Source organism: Bacteroides sp. MSSM.1001136sp1_RTP21357st2_D2_RTP21359_211015, assembly GCF_040913205.1.
GTDB lineage: Bacteria > Bacteroidota > Bacteroidia > Bacteroidales > Bacteroidaceae > Bacteroides > Bacteroides ovatus.
Genome location: NZ_JBDFVF010000022.1, coordinates 38108 through 56617, shown reverse-complemented (window position 1 = coordinate 56617; position 18510 = coordinate 38108). Strand labels below are relative to the sequence as shown.

Genomic DNA, 18510 nt, shown 5'->3' with positions numbered 1-18510 from the left:
AATGAAAAAGAAAAAGTTTTTTTCGATCATCGCATTCCTTTGCATCTCATTCATTGCGAATGCACAACAGAAACTGACCTCACCGGATGGCAATCTGGTTCTGACCTTTCAGGTTAACAAAGAAGGCGCACCAACCTACGACTTGACTTACAAAGGCAAGGTGGTAATTAAGCCGAGCACTCTCGGACTGGAATTGAAAAAAGAAGATAATACCAGAACCGACTTTGACTGGGTAGACCGCAGAGACCTCACCAAGCTCGATTCTAAATCCAATCTTTATAATGGCTTCAAGCTGAAAGATGCGCAAACGACTACCTTTGACGAAACCTGGCAACCAGTCTGGGGAGAAGAAAAGGAAATCCGCAATCAGTATAACGAACTGGCAGTCATTCTGTTTCAGCCAATGAACGACCGTTCCATCGTTGTTCGCTTCCGCCTGTTCAATGATGGTTTGGGATTCCGTTATGAATTTCCGCAACAGAAATCACTGAACTACTTCGTTATCAAGGAAGAACATTCCCAATTTGCCATGGCAGGCAACCATATCGCATACTGGATACCGGGCGATTACGACACTCAAGAGTACGACTACACCATCTCCCGTCTATCGGAAATCAGAGGTTTGATGCAACAGGCGATCACTCCAAATTCTTCTCAAACCCCATTTTCACCGACAGGTGTACAGACGGCACTGATGATGAAAACAGATAATGGTTTATACATCAATCTGCACGAAGCCGCTTTGATTGATTATTCTTGTATGCACCTCAATCTGGACGACAAAAACATGATATTCGAATCCTGGCTGACACCGGATGCAAAAGGGGATAAAGGTTACATGCAGACTCCGTGCAACTCTCCGTGGCGTACGATCATCGTCAGTGATGATGCACGTAACATTCTCGCCTCCCGCATCACCCTCAACCTGAACGAACCTTGTAAGATTGCAGACGCCGCCTCCTGGATTAAACCGGTGAAATATATAGGCGTATGGTGGGACATGATTACCGGAAAAGGTTCCTGGGCTTATACAGATGAACTGACCAGCGTGAAACTTGGCGTTACAGACTACTCCAAAACCAAACCGAACGGCAAACATTCTGCCAATACAGCTAACGTGAAACGTTACATCGACTTTGCCGCAGCCAACGGATTTGATGCAGTGCTGGTAGAAGGTTGGAATGAAGGATGGGAAGACTGGTTCGGCAACAGCAAAGACTATGTATTTGACTTCCTGACTGCATATCCTGATTTCGACGTACAGGAAATCCATCGTTATGCTGCAAGCAAAGGAATTAAAATGATGATGCACCATGAGACTTCTGCATCTGTTCGCAACTACGAACGTCACCTGGATAAAGCTTACCAATTCATGGTAGACAATGGATATAACTCGGTTAAAAGCGGTTATGTGGGTAATATCATTCCACGCGGAGAACATCATTACGGTCAATGGATGAATAATCATTACCTGTATGCCGTGAAAAAAGCCGCCGATTATAAAATCATGGTCAATGCACACGAAGCAACCCGTCCAACCGGTATCTGCCGTACATATCCCAATCTGATCGGTAATGAATCCGCACGTGGAACAGAATATGAATCATTTGGAGGAAATAAAGTATACCACACGACGATTCTGCCTTTCACACGCCTGATCGGTGGTCCGATGGATTACACTCCCGGCATCTTCGAGACTCACTGTAACCAGATGAATCCGGCAAACAACTCCCAGGTACGTTCAACCATTGCACGCCAACTGGCATTGTATGTCACCATGTATAGCCCTTTGCAGATGGCTGCCGATATTCCGGAAAACTACGAACGCTTTATGGATGCTTTCCAGTTTATCAAAGACGTCGCTCTCGACTGGGACAAAACAATCTATCTGGAAGCAGAACCGGGAGAATACATCACAATTGCCCGCAAAGCAAAAGGAACGGACGACTGGTACATAGGCTGCACAGCCGGTGAAAACGGCCACGACTCCCAATTAACGTTCGATTTCCTGGAACCGGGAAAACAATACGTCGCTACCGTATACGCAGATGCCAAAGATGCCGACTGGAAAGATAACCCGCAGGCATACACCATCAAAAAAGGTATCTTGAATAATAAAAGCAAACTGAATCTGCACGCTGCCAATGGCGGTGGATACGCAATCAGTATCAAAGAGGTGAAAAACAAATCAGAGGTTAAGGGATTGAAAAGACTATAAATAAAGGATAGTCTTAAAAAAAGTGTTTTCAATAGGTATTTTTAAAGAAACTTTTAAGAGAGAGAAATAATATTACTATATTGTTAACTTTAATTTTTTAAATGCATGAAGCAAGTTAAATTTAGAATCGTTCAAACGATTCTCCCCTTGTTAATAGGGATGTTTTTATCATTGGGCGCTTATGCACAGCAAATCACAGTCAAAGGACATGTGAAAGATGCTATGGGCGAACCCGTGATTGGCGCCAATGTCATTGCCAAGGGTACCACAACGGGTACCATCACTGACTTTGACGGTAACTTCACATTGAATGTTCCTCAAAATTCTATTCTGTCCATTACATTCGTCGGTTACAAAGCAGCAGAAATTAAAGCAGCTCCTTCGGTAATGGTCACACTGGAAGATGACTCTCAAGTATTGGACGCCATAGTCGTTGTAGGTTACGGAACAGTAAAGAAAAACGACTTGACGGGATCAGTTACTGCCATCAAGCCGGATAAAATCAGCAAAGGAGTAACCACCAGCGCACAGGATATGATAACAGGTAAAATAGCCGGTGTGAATGTAATTTCCAGCGGTACTCCGGGTGGAGGAGCTACGATTCGTATTCGCGGTGGTTCATCATTGAACGCCAAAAACGATCCGTTGATCGTTATCGACGGACTGGCAATGGATAATAGCGGTGTGCAAGGTTTGACTAATCCTTTGGCAATGGTAAACCCGAATGACATCGAAACTTTCACTGTTTTGAAAGATGCTTCGGCCACCGCCATCTATGGTTCACGTGCTTCTAATGGTGTGATTATCATCACTACAAAGAAAGGGAAAGCAGGCAGCAAACCACAGGTGAACTATGAAGGTAACGTTTCCGCCGGTATACTGCAAAAGACAATAGACGTAATGGATGCCAATGAATTCAAAGGATACGTATCCAAACTTTATGGTGAAGGAAATGCTCCAAGCCCCTTCGGTGAAGCAAACACTGACTGGCAGAAAGAAATTTTCCAGACAGCCGTTAGTACAGACCATAACGTGACTGTAAGCGGTGGTTTGAAAAATATGCCTTATCGTGTTTCTTTCGGTTACACCAATCAGAATGGGATCCTGATGACATCTAATTTCGAGCGTTATACCGCCTCCGTCAATCTGACACCCTCTTTCTTTAAAGATCACCTGAAGTTCAATATCAATGCTAAAATGATGTGGGCCAACCAACGTTATGCTGACGACGGGGCTATCGGCGCAGCTTTGACCATGGACCCGACCCAACCTGTATATGACTCTTCGGACATGTACAAAAACTTCGGTGGATTCTACCAACCGACCAGTGACGGTAGTTCATATAACGATCCGGAATGGCCGCTTACACTGGAAAGTAATTCAACCGCCAACCCTGTTTCCCTACTGAAACTAAAGAAACATACTTCCAGAAACACCAGTTTTATCAGCAATGTAGAAGTAGACTATAAATTCCACTTCCTCCCTGACCTGCATATCCATGCTAACGTAGGCGGTGACTACTCGGAAGGTAAGGAAAAGAATGTAAATTCACCTTATGCCCCGGGCTCTTATTACTATGGTTGGAACGGGACTGACTACGGCTACAAATATAACCTGTCGGTGAATGCCTATGCACAATATTCCAAAGAAATCGGGGATCATTATGTCGACGTAATACTGGGTGGTGAAGAGCAACATTTCCACTATACCGGATATAAAGTCGGACAAGGAACAAATCCGTTAACAGGCGAAGCCTACAATCCGAATCTGCGCTCACAAACAGCCTGGGGACATCACAGTACATTAGTTTCTTATTTTGCCCGCGTAAATTATACATTACTTAGCCGTTATTTGCTGACAGCCACTTTCCGCCAGGACGGTTCTTCCCGTTTCTCTAAAGACAACCGTTGGAGTAGCTTCCCTTCTGTTGCTTTGGGATGGAAACTGAAAGAAGAAAATTTCCTGAAAAACGTAGAAGTATTGTCAGATCTGAAACTCCGCCTCGGATGGGGTATCACGGGTCAGCAGAACTTAGGCGACGATTATGATTTCCCTTATATGGCACTGTACCGCGTCAACGCAGCCGGAGGTTATTATCCTTTCGGGGATACCTATTATGGCACTATGCGTCCTAAAGCTTATAACGAAGACCTGAAATGGGAAGAGACAACGACTTATAACGCAGGTTTCGACTTTGCTTTCCTGAACGGACGTATCTCCGGCTCGATGGATTACTATTACCGGAAAACCGACGATTTAATCAATACCGTAAAGATTGCGGCGGGGACTAACTTTAATACCCAACTGATCAGCAACATCGGTTCATTAAAAAATACGGGGCTTGAATTCACCATCAATGCCAAACCTATTGTAACCAAAGATTTTGTCTGGGACTTGGGATATAACATCACTTGGAACAAAAATGAAATCACTAAACTGACCGGAGGAGATGATTCTAATTACTATGTAGAAACCGGAGGTGTATCTACTGGTATTAGCGGTGCAACCTGCCAGGTACAGAAAGTAGGTTATCCGATGAACTCATTCTTCGTTTACCAACAAGTGTATGATAAGGATGGAAAACCGATTGAAAACATGTTCGTAGACCGTAACGGAGATGGTGTCATCAACGCTTCGGACAAATATATCTATAAAAAACCTGCCGCTGACGTATTGATGGGACTGACTTCCAAATTCACTTATAAAAATTGGGATTTAAGCTTTGCCCTCCGTGCCAGCCTGAATAACTATGTGTACAATGACGTACTGGCCAGTAAATCCAGTGTCGGCAAGGGAGGAATCTTTAATCATGGATACTATTCCAACCGCCCGACAGCTGCCGTGAATCTGGGATTTGAAGGAAAGGGAGACTATTATCTGTCCGATCGTTTCGTTGAGAATGCTTCATTCTTGCGTTGTGATAACATAACAGTAGGTTATAGCTTCAAAAATTTACTGAAGTCCCAGGCTTATAAAGGTATCAACGGCCGTATTTACGGTACTGTACAGAATCCCTTCGTTATCACCAAGTATACAGGACTCGATCCTGAATCGGTTATCAGTTCAGGAAATGATGCCGGAGTAGCAGGTATTGACAGGAACATTTATCCTCATCCGATCACTATCCTGTTCGGGCTAAGTCTTCAGTTCTAAGATTGTAATTTATTAAAAAGTAGACTATTATGAAGTTCAAATATATAAAATCAATAGTTTCAGCAGCGTTGTTCCTTAGCCTGACCACCGGAACGACCTCCTGTATCAATGACCTGGATATATCTCCAATCGATCCTCAGATGACTGCCACCTTCGACCAAGATATGTACTTTACCAAACTATACGCTTCACTGGGACTTACCGGACAAAAATTGAGCGAAGATCCGGATATCGCAGTAAAGGACGAAGGTCAATCCTGTTTCTATCGCGCTCTTTTCACTAACAATGAATATGGCACTGATGAGATGATATGGACCTGGCAAGAAAATGCCGGTATCCCCGAACTAACTTATATGCGTTGGAACTCCTCTCATCAGCAGACAGAAATATTATATAATCGTTTAGCATATAATATCACACTCTGCAATTTCTTCCTGGATCAGATCGCCGGAAAAGAGGATGCTACCTCCGTTCAGCAACGTGCCGAAGCCCGTTTTCTCCGTTCCTTATTTTACTATTATCTGATGGACACCTTCGGAAAAGCTCCTTTCACCGAACACTTCTCCAAAGAGAATCCTCCTCAAAAGACGGCCTCCGAACTGTTCGCTTATATTGAAAGCGAACTGGAAAGCATCGAAAATGATATGAGCGAACCGCGTCAAGCTCCTTTCGGACGTGCCGACAAAGCTGCTTGCTGGTTGCTGCGTGCCCGTTTGTATCTCAATGCCGAAGTATACACCGGACAACCGCGTTGGAATGATGCTATCACCTATGCCGGCAAAGTGCTCGATCCCTCCAATGGATACGGATTGTGTGGAAATTACGAACAACTTTTTATGGCAGACAATGATGAAAATCCCGATGCTAAAAAAGAAATCATCCTTTCTATCCGTCAGGATGGTGTACAAGCAAAGAGTTACGGAGGAAGTTACTTCCTGATTGCTGCAACGCAAAAGAGCGACATGCCGAATCGCGGAACAAATGACCCTTGGGAATGTATCCGTACACGCAAAGCACTGGTTGACAAGTTCTTCGCAAACAGTGAGGATATTCCTTTCACCGAATATACCGATAATAAATGGCAGAATGTGAGAGATGTGCAGGCTGCTGCAAAAGATGAACGCGCCTTGTTCTATACAACCGGTCGCAAAGCCGAACTGGAAAGTGTAGGTAAATTCACCGACGGACTTTCATTTATGAAATGGAGTAATCTGCGCTCGGACGGACAACCCGCTCACGATGCTAAAATTCCTGATACGGACATTCCGTTCTTCCGTTTGGCGGAAGCTTATCTGATTCGCGCGGAAGCCTATTTGAGAGCAGGCGGCGCAAATGCACAACAAAATGCTTGGTTGGATATCAAAGCCCTCAGAGACCGTGCCAAAGCAACAGAAATACCCTCTGCCAATAACCTGACATTAGATTATATTCTGGATGAACGTGCCCGCGAATTGTATCTGGAAGGATTCAGACGCACAGATTTGATCCGTTATGGCTATTTCACCTCAAGCACCTACCTCTGGGATTGGAAAGGCGGTTCCTTTGAAGGAAACGGTGTGAGTTCGATCTATAATCTCTATCCGATACCGAAAACAGAAACGCTGACGAATACAAATATGACTCAGAATCCGGGATATTGATAGAACCTTTATTCACGTTTTAAAGACTGAAAACAATGAAAAACCTATATAAACTATTTACATTGACAATGGGGCTACTAGCTCTGTCCGCCTGTGAAGCAGACCGTGACAGCAACCCTGTGTTGAACGAACCGGATACGTTCGTACTGAATGTGCCAGCTTTTGCTTCCAACAACGTGTACGACCTTAAAAACTCCGAATCATTGGAATTAACCTGTACACAACCGGATTACGGGATTCCGATGGCAACCACTTATTCAGTACAAATTTCACTGGAAGAAAATTTCGTTGACGCTCATGCAGAGACAAATACGGAAGCTAATTATACAACTTTGGGTACTACCCATTCTTCTGCCAAAATGGAAGTGAAAGCTTTAGAATTTGCATTGGCACTGGGAGACTTGTGGAGTGCATCCTCCGATGAAGAATTTCCGACCACTCCCATACCCGTTTATGTACGCCTGAAAGCGGAACTGACCGATAGTGGTCGTGGCATCGCTTTTTCGAATGTAATTGAACTTCCCAAAGTATTGGGATATAAAGCTGTACCGCCTCTCGAATTACCTTCCAGTATATTTATCAATGGCTCGATGGCAGGTAGTAATTGGAGCAACTGGGTGCCTTTGGCAGCAGTAAACGGAATGTCCAAGTTCTTCGGTTTATTCTATTTCGGAGGCACTGATATGTTCAAGTTCGGTACTAAAGAAGGAGAATACATCGGATTCAACGATCCACGTCTGACAATAGCCTCGGATGCATTCACCGGATCGGATGATGGATTTGGCGGACAAAATATCAGCGTTAATGTCACAGGCTGGTATACAGTGATCATGTCTGTAAGCATCAAAGGGACTGATTATGCCTTTACGCTGGATATTGCTCCGGGCGAAGTTTGTCTGATAGGCAATGCTATAGGAGATTGGACATTCGGCGATAAAGGCAAATTCCAAGCACCAACAACGGCAGATGCAGACTTTGTTTCACCGGTATGCACCGGAGGCGGAGAATTGCGTATGTCCGTCAAAGTTCCGGGAGAAGACTGGTGGCGTACGGAGTTCGCTATACCTAATGGAAAAATCGTGTTCCGTGAAAACAAAAGTGTGATTGACAGTTGGTCGGAAATAGGTCCTGAATATGCGATAAACGTTAAGGCAGGGCAGCAAATAAATCTGAACTTTGTTCAGAAAACAGGTTCCGTTACTCAATAATCGTTAACTTTAATAACTGAATATCATGAAAAGATTATCATATATGGCGTGTCTGTTGCTTGCTTCGGCAGCTTTCACCGCTTGCGATGAAGATTTTAAGGACTGGGCTGATCCCCAGTCCAATCCCCAGGAAGAAGCTATAACTGCAATGGTAGATATAACTCCGGTTGCCAGTATGAAACTTGAAGAACAGCCGGGCGATTCTGTGGTAATCGCCTCTGTTTCTTCGATTGCAGAAAACTTCTCACTCACAGCTTGTAATATAGAATTAGTTGCCGAAGGGCAGATATTAAATCTACCGTCAAAAGTAAAAGATGGGAATATAAAAGTCAGGTTGACAGAACTTGACCAAAAAGTGGCAAGTTTGTATAAGTCACAAAAATCTTTAGAGCGCGAAGTCACTTTAAAGCTGACACCGGTAGTCATGACAACCAACGGTGAAGCAACTTCACTGACTGAATACCCGGAAATGCAATCTGCCATCACTCCGGTCGCAACTCCGGCTGTGGATACGGAATACTATATAGTAGGTGATCTAAACAGCTGGCAGATGGACAAATCGACAGCCACAAAGCTCGAAGTAGACAAAGACAATCAGTATCTCTTTTCAGTAGTCGTCGAGTCGGAAGAGAAGTTTGATTTCAAGATTGTCCCGGGAAGTGCGATAGAAGCTCCGGATGCCTGGCAAAGAGCCTTGGGTGCTTCCAAAGTAATAGAAGATCCGGATCCGGGATTATTGGCTTTCAGGGATAAAGAAGGAGCCGACCCGGATAATCTCACCTGCGCCGGCGGAAAGAAAATGAAAATTACGATTAATGTAGAAGATTATACATACACAATCAAGGAGGATCTACCCGAGCACATGTACATCAATGGATCTCCGTACAGTCTTGGGTGGGATTGGGCAGTAGCTCCTGAAATGGTTCCTGTCACACAGACTCCCGGAATGTTCTGGAGTATACAATATTATACGGCGGGAGACCAAATCAAGTTTGCTCCGGTTAGAAAATGGGAAGGAGACTTTGGTTATGACGAAGAAATCTTATCTCCGGAAGCAATTGATTTCGCCGAATTAACATCCTCAGGAGGCAATATTGGCATTGGTAAATCCGGATGGTATCTGGTAATTGTCGCAGTGACTACAGAAGGAAAAACAATTTCATTCCGTTTGCCGGAAGTTTACCTGTTGGGAGGTGTGATTAACAATTCGTGGAATTGCGATGAAACGACCTTGTTCAGGATTCCGACCGATAAAACAAGCGACTTCATATCACCGGCAGCAACCGTTACAGGCATGGCACGTATTTCTACTACGGCTGTAGATGCCGGAGGCTGGTGGAAGAGCGAATTTACACTTGATCTGGCTAATGAAGGCGATGGTACTATCGTTTACCGTGAGAATAAGAACGTATCGGATAATCTAAGCGAACTTGGCTACGAATGTAATGTAAAAGCCGGTCAGAAAGTCCATATTAACTTTACGACAGGCAAAGGTAAAGTCGAATAACTATCAGACACTCTTAAACAGCACAACGAGTAGAATCAATTACGATCATATCTCAAGTCTCCCTCTTCGGGAAAGAGGAGATTTGAGATATGATCGAAATCTGACACACTCAAAGCTAAATATAGTACCACTACATTGGAAGAAGAATTCTAAAATAAGGCTTATGAAAGACTTTAAATATATTTGGCTCCTTTTATTGCTGATACTCAACAGCTTTGGAGCTTGTTCAGATGATGATCCGTTGATGCCGGGCGAGCGTCCTTCGTCCGGAACTGATCCTGCCCCGGAAGAACAAGTTCTCCACGACGGATTTAATTTTGATCCGGCTATTCCTAAAGCGGATGAACCACTGACTATCACCTTCAAAGCACCCGAAGGAAGTAACTTCTATGGTTACGCTGACGACTTGTACTTACACTCCGGAACAGGAGCAAACTGGACAGGTGCACCTACATGGGGAGATAATCAGAATAAATACAGACTGAAAAAGACAAAGGACAATGTGTGGAGTATCACCCTTTCCTCATCTATCCGCCATTTCTATTCTGTTGCTCCATCTACTCCCTTACAGACCATTAACCTGATTGTACGTGATGCGGAAGGTAGCCAACAAACCTACGATTACGCAACTTTAGTAGAAGATAGTCAAAACGGATTTATCTGGGAAGAACCGCAAAAAGCCCCTCTCCCCATATCCGGAGAAGAAAAAGAGGGTATTCATATCCATTCGGCCACTTCGATAACGCTTGTATTATATGATAAGGACAGTCAGGGCGGTCATAAAGATTGTGTATTTGTAACAGGTAATTTCAACAACTGGAAACTGGATAGTCGCTACATGATGAAATATGACGAAACAAACCATTGCTGGTGGATCACTCTGGAGGAATTGACTGCCGGTGAAACACAGTTCCAGTACTTTGTGTACAGTGCTTCGGATGGCGGTACTTACTTGTGCGATCCTTATTGTGAGCAAGCATTGGAAAAGGGAGTGGATACCAACTTTCCCACTGGCGCACAAGCACCTTACGTATCAGTCGTAAGCACAAACCCACAACCCTATCAATGGAGTGCCGGAGAATTTGAGATGAAGAATAAAGAAAATCCGGTTATCTATGAGCTCTTGTTGCGGGATTTTACTTCCAGTGGAAATCTGGCAGGAGCAATGGAAAAGCTGCCTTACTTAAAAGAACTGGGAATAGATGCTATCGAACTGATGCCTGTACAAGAATTTGCAGGTAATGACAGTTGGGGATACAACACCGGACTATACTTTGCACTGGATGCCTCGTATGGAACTCAAAATGAATATAAAGCTTTTATTGACGCCTGCCATCAGAATGGAATCGCCGTTATTTTCGATGTAGTCTACAACCATACGAACAATGATAATCCGTTTGCCCGTATGTACTGGGATACGTTTAATAACCGCCCTTCCACTAAGAATCCATGGCTGAACGCTGTAACACCGCATCAGAAGTATGTTTTTTCACCGGATGATTTCAATCACACTTCAGAACAAACAAAAGCTTTTGTCAAACGCAACCTGAAATATCTGTTAGATACTTACCACATCGACGGTTTCCGTTTCGATTTCACCAAAGGTTTCACACAGAAACAGACAACAGGTGATGATGATTTGGCGGCAACCGACCCTGCTCGTGTATCAGTACTGAAAGAATACTACGAAGCCGTAAAAGCTGTCAAAGAAGATGCAATGGTTACCATGGAACATTTCTGTGCAAATGAAGAAACAACTTTAGCCACAGAAGGAATTCATTTTTGGAGGAATATGAACCATTCTTATTGTCAGTCGGCTATGGGCTGGAAAGATAATAGTGATTTCTCCGGATTATATGACACCACCCGTCCGAATCAATTTGTGGGCTATATGGAAAGTCATGACGAAGAGCGGTGTGCCTATAAACAGATTGAATACGGAAATGGAGCCTTAAAAACCAACCTGTCCGAACGGCTCAAACAGTTATCATCCAACGCCGCATTCTTCTTTACGGTTCCAGGTCCGAAAATGCTTTGGCAATTCGGCGAAATGGGGTATGATATTTCAATAGACGAAAATGGACGTACCGGAAAGAAACCAGTCCTTTGGGAATATCAGACAGAGCGTAAAAGCTTGGTAGATATTTATACAAAACTAATCACTCTACGGACAACACACTCCGATTTATTCAACGCTTCTTCTCAATTTACCTGGAAAGTCAGTTATAATGATTGGGATAATGGACGTACACTGACATTGAAAGCTGTGAATGGGAAACAACTTCATGTGTATGCGAATTTCACCAATGCATCTATCGATTATACTATTCCTGAAGGTACATGGTATCTATATCTGGAAAATGGGAATCCCGTGGAGGGAGAAAAAAAGATCAGTGTTCCTGCACACGAGTTCCGCTTATACACCAACTTTGCCGAATAACGAGCGGGTGTTTTGAGCAGAAAGGAAGATTTAACTAATAAGCATTGAAGATTCTCTAACGACAAAGGCACAAAGATGGCAGGTTATTTTTCTGCTACTTCTTTGTGCCCTTGTTTTATATTTTGTTCCGTATTATGCCTGACCTTTTATTTTGTTGAAACATAATTAGACCTGTGTCTCTCCCTCGATATACTCTTCCAAAAAGAGATTCTCTCCGTCAAACACGGCATAAGAAAAGAAGTTAATCCAGTCTCCCAAAATCAACACACGGGAGGTGGCGCTCAACATCAAATCCAGTTCAATGTGACGATGTCCGTAAATAAAGAAGTTGATATTGGGATGGCTTTTCAAGTAGTCTTTGGTATATAGTACCAAGTGTTCCTTGTTTTCTCCCATATAATCCGGTTCCTTTCCGTCCGCCCGTTTTTGTCGGCTGTGCTTAGCCCATGTTAAACCCAATTCAACACTCCAGCGGGGATGAATAGCAGAAAACATCGTTTGCAAAGTTTTGCTGTGGAACATCGAACGAAGTAGCTTGAACTTCTTATCCGGATCACCCAAGCCGTCACCATGAGCAAGATAAAACTCCTTTCCGTAGATTTCAGTAGTCAATGGTTCGCGATGCATGATGACACCACACTCTTTGGTGAGATAGTCTCCACACCAGATGTCATGATTACCTATAAAAAAATGCACCTCTACACCCATATCTGTTAGTTCGGAGAGCTTCCCCAAGAAACGGGTGTACCCCTTAGGAACTACCAGCCGGAATTCATACCAGAAGTCGAACATATCTCCCAGTAGATAAATGGCGGAAGCCTTATGCTTTATACTATCGAGGAAGTTCACCAAACGCCGTTCTTGAGTACGCCCGTGCTCAATAGCACGAGAACCAAGATGTGCATCGGAAAGAAAATAAATGTTCTTCATTTAATTACCAGTTACGAGATCTAATAACGAATTACAACTTATAAAATCAGAGCACTGCCTGACATAGAACGATTAAAGAAAACCTAATTCCAATTTGGCTTCTTCACTCATCATGTCTTTATCCCATTCAGGTTCGAAGACCAGATTGATGGTGGCGGAATTCACTCCTTCTACTGACTCCACTTTTTGGCGAATATCCTCCATAATAAAATCAGCAGCCGGACAATTGGGAGCTGTCAGCGTCATATCGAGTGCCGCTTCTCCACTATCGGAGACGTCAATCTTATAAATCAGTCCAAGATCGTATACATTGACCGGAATCTCCGGATCGTACACTGTCTTTAGCATAGCTACAATCTTCTCTTCTATTTCAATTTTTTCCATACGTCCTTATTTATTATGTATCGCAAAGATAGAGATAAAAAATGAAACATAAAAAATTAGGCACGGAATGCGTATCCCGTGCCTAAAGAATATATCATTTACTCTCTATCTCCGGTTACTAAAAAACACACCGGAACAGTAAATTGTTGTAATGAGTAGTCTTAATCTACTTTCTCACCGAAATCTGTCTGTTGTTGCTCCACTTCTTTCAGTTTTAATTCATTCAGTTCACGACGGCGGCGTTCCAACTCCAGTTCAGCATCACTCTTCTTGTCCATGGAGAACGATTCGGATGGCTTAGGCAACGCTTCTTCTTTCTTATCAAATATCAATGGATACATTGGAGCGGAAGATGTTAGTTCCAGTTCACCGCTTACGGGCATCTGTGATCCCTCAAACAAAACACTGGCTCTTACCTTAATCTTTCCGGGAGTCGTGGTCGACTGGATCAATACGGGAGCACTGCCCCATTTCACCGGAGCAGGATTTGCCAATACATTAGCTCCGCCCAAAATACGTCCCTCTCCTTCTACAAAGAACTTGATATAATAATTATTCAAACGCTTTACATTTCCATTCTTATCTGTGATTTCTGCCACAACAGTAACAAAATCAGATCCATCAGCACGCAGTCCGATTCCTTCGTTGTCTACTCTCAAACGAATCTGTTCTGCACGGCGGGCGGGCATTACTTTATGTGTAGCCACCACCTTGCCATCCATCAGTCCCTCTGCCAGGAAATAGACGTCCGCATCATGCTTTTCACGAGTCATCTTCTTATCAACCATAAAGTCAAATATCCCGGGGAAAGTTATTACCGGAGAAGGCATTCCTTTTCGTGTCTTGTCTTTTTTATAGGTATAAGTTTGCCCATCTTTATTCACAGTCAAACGAACTTCATCGCAGTTGGAATACACCGTTACATCTCTGCTTGAGAACGGTGTCATCTCGTGAGCAATATAAACCATCGGTCCGCTTTCTGCCAAACTCTCGGAAACGACAGCCGGACGTTGCGCCTTAAACATATAATAGGAATACTTAGGCTGACGGAATACATCCATCAATCCACCATAGAACGGGTCCGGATGGTATCCCCGCTGATGATCGAACGAATGCCACAAGCATCCGCCCACATGCCAGGGAGACTCTTTATACAAACCATCATAGCAAATGTAATTATAATAAGGAGAAGCGTAATGAGCAGCCTGTATAAGCATAGGCTGTTCTCCCCAGTTACGGGCTGTGCGACTTGGAGAATTGTGCGAACTCCAATCATCGACATTATCTCCCCACTCGCGTGTAAAATATGTAATTTTAGGATCACGTTTTGAAAGATCCATCGGATGGGCAAACTGTACCGGAAAATATTGCGAGCCCTTGGCTTGCACATCACAACCGGAATAGCAAGACGGATAAGGATATTCCTCATCAACAATCCCTTTCACACGCCCGGCAAAATCTTCCGGATACCATGTTTCATTCAAGATCGGTTCCCACAGCCATACACAAGGATGGTTACGGTCACGACGAACCATATTACGTATATCATTATAAACCCGTTTGGCAAAAATGGGTTCGTCATTCCAGAATTGCCATCCCGGAGTATTCACGATAACAAACAGACCAAGTTCATCACAAGCATCCATAAAAGCAGGATCTTGCGGACAATGTGCATTACGGATTACTTCCAGCCCCAAATCTTTCAGTTTCTTGGCGTCACGCCAGTGAATACTATTGGCAACCGCATTTCCTACAACTGCAAAATCCTGATGCCGATTAGCTCCCATCAAAGGTTTACCATAAGGTTTTCCATTCAGCCAGAAGCCATCTTTTCCCTTAAATTCGATACTACGGATACCGACACGACGACGATAACCGTCTACTACATTTCCATTCTTATCATAAATATGCACACACAGATTATACAGATAAGGTGATTCAGGAGTCCATAAATGCGGCTGCTTCACTTTCATTTTTCCATTATGACTTGTCGCAGTCCCTTTACGGATATTCAGTTTCACATCTGACGATGCCACTTCTTTTCCTGCACGGTCTACTAAAGAATAGGAAATTTTTCCTGCAAAGCCCTGTTTGTCTTCATTACGTATATGCGCTTTCAAGAGAATATCTGCCGATTGCTCCGATACACGATCTGTGGCAATAAACAGTCCGCCTCCTGCTATTTCGTTCTCGTAATTCGGATCCGTGATAAACACATAATTATGTGCAATCAGCCAGCAATCCCGATAAATACCTCCCAAGTAGGCATAATCTAACACATCTTGTGGTTTTCCAGGCGCATAGGTCGGATCGTCACTATTATCAGCCCACACCGCAATCACATTGTCCTCTCCCCACTTCAATGCATCAGTCACATCTACCGATACGGGAAGATAACCTCCAAAGTGCTCCGCCAATAATTTACCGTTTACATAAATCTTACTTTTACCCATAATGGCTTCAAAGTGGAGAAACAGTTTCTTTCCTTTCAATACCTCTGATGGAGTAAAATGTTTACGATACCACACTTCCCCCTGATAATTGATACAACCGCTGGCTTCAGTAGGAAGATACTCGATACCATTAGGCAAAGACACCACCTGCCAGGTTTTGTCGTCAAATTCTTTTGCTTCGGCACCCACCGCACTTCCTTTATAAAAACGCCAGGCAGGATTCATCGAATACACATCACGCCCGGTATTCGGCAACCGGAAGAAACCGGCTGTTGAAAATTCCGGCTCATGGGCATAGCCCATAAAAAACAGAGATAAAAGCAGTAAGCTAACAAAGATTCGTCTCATATAAAGTTTTATTTTACAATGAATGTCATGTTGTATGCCGCAATCAACCCAAAGATGTCTTCGACACACAAAGATAGTATATTCCAGATACGAATCCCCCTATTTGTCCTCTTCATATACAAAACAAGGATAAATAAGGGGATTCAAACTAATACCTGTCAGTTATTATTCATCCGGTTGAATGAGTAAAGGTACTCTGGCACTGTCGGTTCCTGTATTTTCAACATACTTGTAACCAGAGCCAGCTATCGCTTGATTCATGGATGCAATTTTATCAATCAGGGCAGCAGCATCACTTACCTTAGTTGAAGTTGGTAAGTTTCCACCCGGATTCGAAACTCCGTCGGATATAAAATAACATTCGTTTGCTGTCACTGATCCCGTTGATATTCCACAAATGGTAACAGAAGCAGTGCCAGAAAACACAGAAGTTGAATAACATCCTGTCAAAGTTCCACCATTTTTCACCAAACCGCCAATATTTCCGGACGCTTTGGGCACTATTTCACCAGCAGCAAACGAAGCGGTTACAGGTCCATCGTTTCCTCCCACCAGACCACCGGCATTCACTGCTGTAAATGCAGTGATAGTCATCAAAGAATAACAACCAGTTATGGTTCCCTGAACATTCCAACCCACAAGTCCTCCGATGGCACCTTCACCATTACCTCTATATACAAAGGATACCTCCTTGTCAATCGAAGAACCTTGTATTTGTGCCTTAGACCACCATCCGTTCACACCTGCCAATCCACCAGCATTTACTTTACCACCGGCAACAGTCAGTACCACATTACCTTTTACCTTACAATCCTTTATCATTGACGCACCAGTCTGATTATGTCCGGTAATAGCCCCCAACTTAGCATCTGTTCCATTGACAGTCAACGCTCCTCCATCAATGACGCAATTCTGAATCGTTCCGGTATTTATTGCTGCAAATGCTCCAGCTGCGCCTGACACTTGTTTCACCGTTACATCTTTAAGGGTTAAATTTTTAATGATACCATTATTAGTTATAAACAAACCGGCATCGTTTCCTGTTGCTTCAATTGTAAGACCGGAAATAGTCTTGCCATTGCCGTCCAATATACCTTTAAACTCCGTAACCGGTACCCATGCCTCTTTAGTCGACATATCAAGATCAGCATCTAATGTAATTACCGTAGCAGCATTCGTCATAACAGTCGGTTCACTTGCCAAATTTATCAACCCGTCTTCTTTCTTGACTAAATACTTACCCGCTTCAGTCTCCTCATATCCCAAGTCTGCCACCAGCATAAATGATATACCATATCGCTTTCCAGCCACATATTTATATTCATCTCCTGCTACCACCGATTCGGCATTATAAAGTTCACTGATCTTTCCTTTTTTCTCTATTGTTTCCGTAGAGGAAGAATCTCCCACTTTTTCTATCGTAGCAGTAAAAGTTAATTCTGTATCCTTTGTCATGTCTGCTATCGGAAAGAAACTCAAATAACCGTATGCAACTTCATTCTTTGCCATTTCCAAACTTGTCATAGACAAAGTCAGACTATTACTTTTATCACCATACGTTTTCTCTTCTCCCGAAACTGTCAACGTTTTTGGGAAAATAGCAGCATCAGCCGAAACAACCACCTTTGTCACTTTATAGGCATCCGGTCTTCGATTGGTGAATTTAAACTGATAAAGAGCTGTCAAATGTTCAAACTTAAGATTGGTGACGGTAGTCCCATTCACCGTGCCTTTAGCAAGCATGTGCATCGTATTCTGCAGCTCTGCTTTTTGGGCACTTTGCGTAGCATCTCCCAACGTAAAAGTGAAAACATTCCCTGAAGTCGGAACATCTTTTTTCGGATAGATTCCCCAAACAGTAGCTCCCTCTTCAAAGTTACCATTCCCTGCAAATTCCACATTCCCAGACGGTTCACTCTCATCATAATTTATGGTTGTGAAATCATAGCCATTTGTTCCATTCCAAAGTGTAACCTTATCATCGGCATTCCACATAAAGGAACTACCGTCATCTTGTACGTTGGCACGTGTAGACGATTCTTTGTCCGTATTTTCATACCCCCGGATAGAAGCAACAGCCACATAAGTCTGTGATTCTCCCCGTTGCAGTTCATCCCCACCTTCAATGAAAACATCTTCTTTACAAGAGCTTAGGGTGGCTGCACTTAGCAGCCCGATCCCTAATAAAGAATAGATTTTATTCATGATTTATTTTTTTCTGTTATCAGT

10 protein-coding genes are annotated in these 18510 nt (G+C 43.3%); 6 read left to right on the top strand and 4 right to left on the bottom strand.

Annotated features, from left to right (window positions below; genetic code table 11):
• Position 1: 1 nt before the first annotated feature.
• From AB5217_RS14920 to AB5217_RS14895, 6 genes are all read left to right on the top strand, one after another.
• Complete coding sequence (locus tag AB5217_RS14920) at positions 2–2218, top strand: glycoside hydrolase family 97 protein (protein ID WP_195647167.1); 2217 nt, start codon at positions 2–4, stop codon at positions 2216–2218.
• 105 nt (positions 2219–2323) lie between these two features.
• The gene (locus tag AB5217_RS14915) at positions 2324–5371 is read left to right on the top strand and encodes a SusC/RagA family TonB-linked outer membrane protein (RefSeq protein WP_211480745.1); all 3048 of its coding nucleotides are present in this window, start codon (positions 2324–2326) and stop codon (positions 5369–5371) included.
• Between the two features lie 29 nt (positions 5372–5400).
• Complete coding sequence (gene susD / locus AB5217_RS14910) at positions 5401–7011, top strand: starch-binding outer membrane lipoprotein SusD (protein ID WP_195647164.1); 1611 nt, start codon at positions 5401–5403, stop codon at positions 7009–7011.
• Positions 7012–7046: 35 nt separating this feature from the next.
• Entirely contained in the window at positions 7047–8219 is a 1173-nt protein-coding gene (locus AB5217_RS14905; protein ID WP_195647163.1) for a SusF/SusE family outer membrane protein, read from the top strand.
• A gap of 25 nt (positions 8220–8244) precedes the next feature.
• On the top strand, positions 8245–9726 hold the full coding sequence (locus tag AB5217_RS14900; protein ID WP_004305043.1) for a DUF5115 domain-containing protein: 1482 nt from the start codon (positions 8245–8247) through the stop codon (positions 9724–9726).
• A 163-nt stretch (positions 9727–9889) separates the two neighbouring features.
• Entirely contained in the window at positions 9890–12166 is a 2277-nt protein-coding gene (locus AB5217_RS14895) for an alpha-amylase family glycosyl hydrolase (protein WP_004305044.1), read from the top strand.
• Positions 12167–12331: 165 nt separating this feature from the next.
• Here AB5217_RS14895 and AB5217_RS14890 read toward each other — a convergent pair whose 3' ends face one another.
• The 4 genes from AB5217_RS14890 to AB5217_RS14875 all read right to left on the bottom strand — a co-directional run bounded on the left by AB5217_RS14890 (position 12332) and on the right by AB5217_RS14875 (position 18486).
• Positions 12332–13096: a UDP-2,3-diacylglucosamine diphosphatase gene (locus tag AB5217_RS14890; protein ID WP_004299751.1), complete on the bottom strand. Its 765-nt coding sequence runs from the start codon at positions 13094–13096 to the stop codon at positions 12332–12334.
• A 72-nt stretch (positions 13097–13168) separates the two neighbouring features.
• Positions 13169–13480, bottom strand: coding sequence for an iron-sulfur cluster assembly protein (locus AB5217_RS14885; protein WP_004299750.1), 312 nt, complete (start codon positions 13478–13480; stop codon positions 13169–13171).
• Between the two features lie 161 nt (positions 13481–13641).
• Positions 13642–16281 carry a glycoside hydrolase family 2 protein gene (locus AB5217_RS14880; RefSeq protein ID WP_195647162.1) on the bottom strand — a complete coding sequence of 880 codons (2640 nt, stop codon included), beginning with the start codon at positions 16279–16281 and terminating at the stop codon, positions 13642–13644.
• A gap of 165 nt (positions 16282–16446) precedes the next feature.
• Entirely contained in the window at positions 16447–18486 is a 2040-nt protein-coding gene (locus tag AB5217_RS14875; protein WP_195647161.1) for a GLUG motif-containing protein, read from the bottom strand.
• Positions 18487–18510 lie beyond the last annotated feature (24 nt).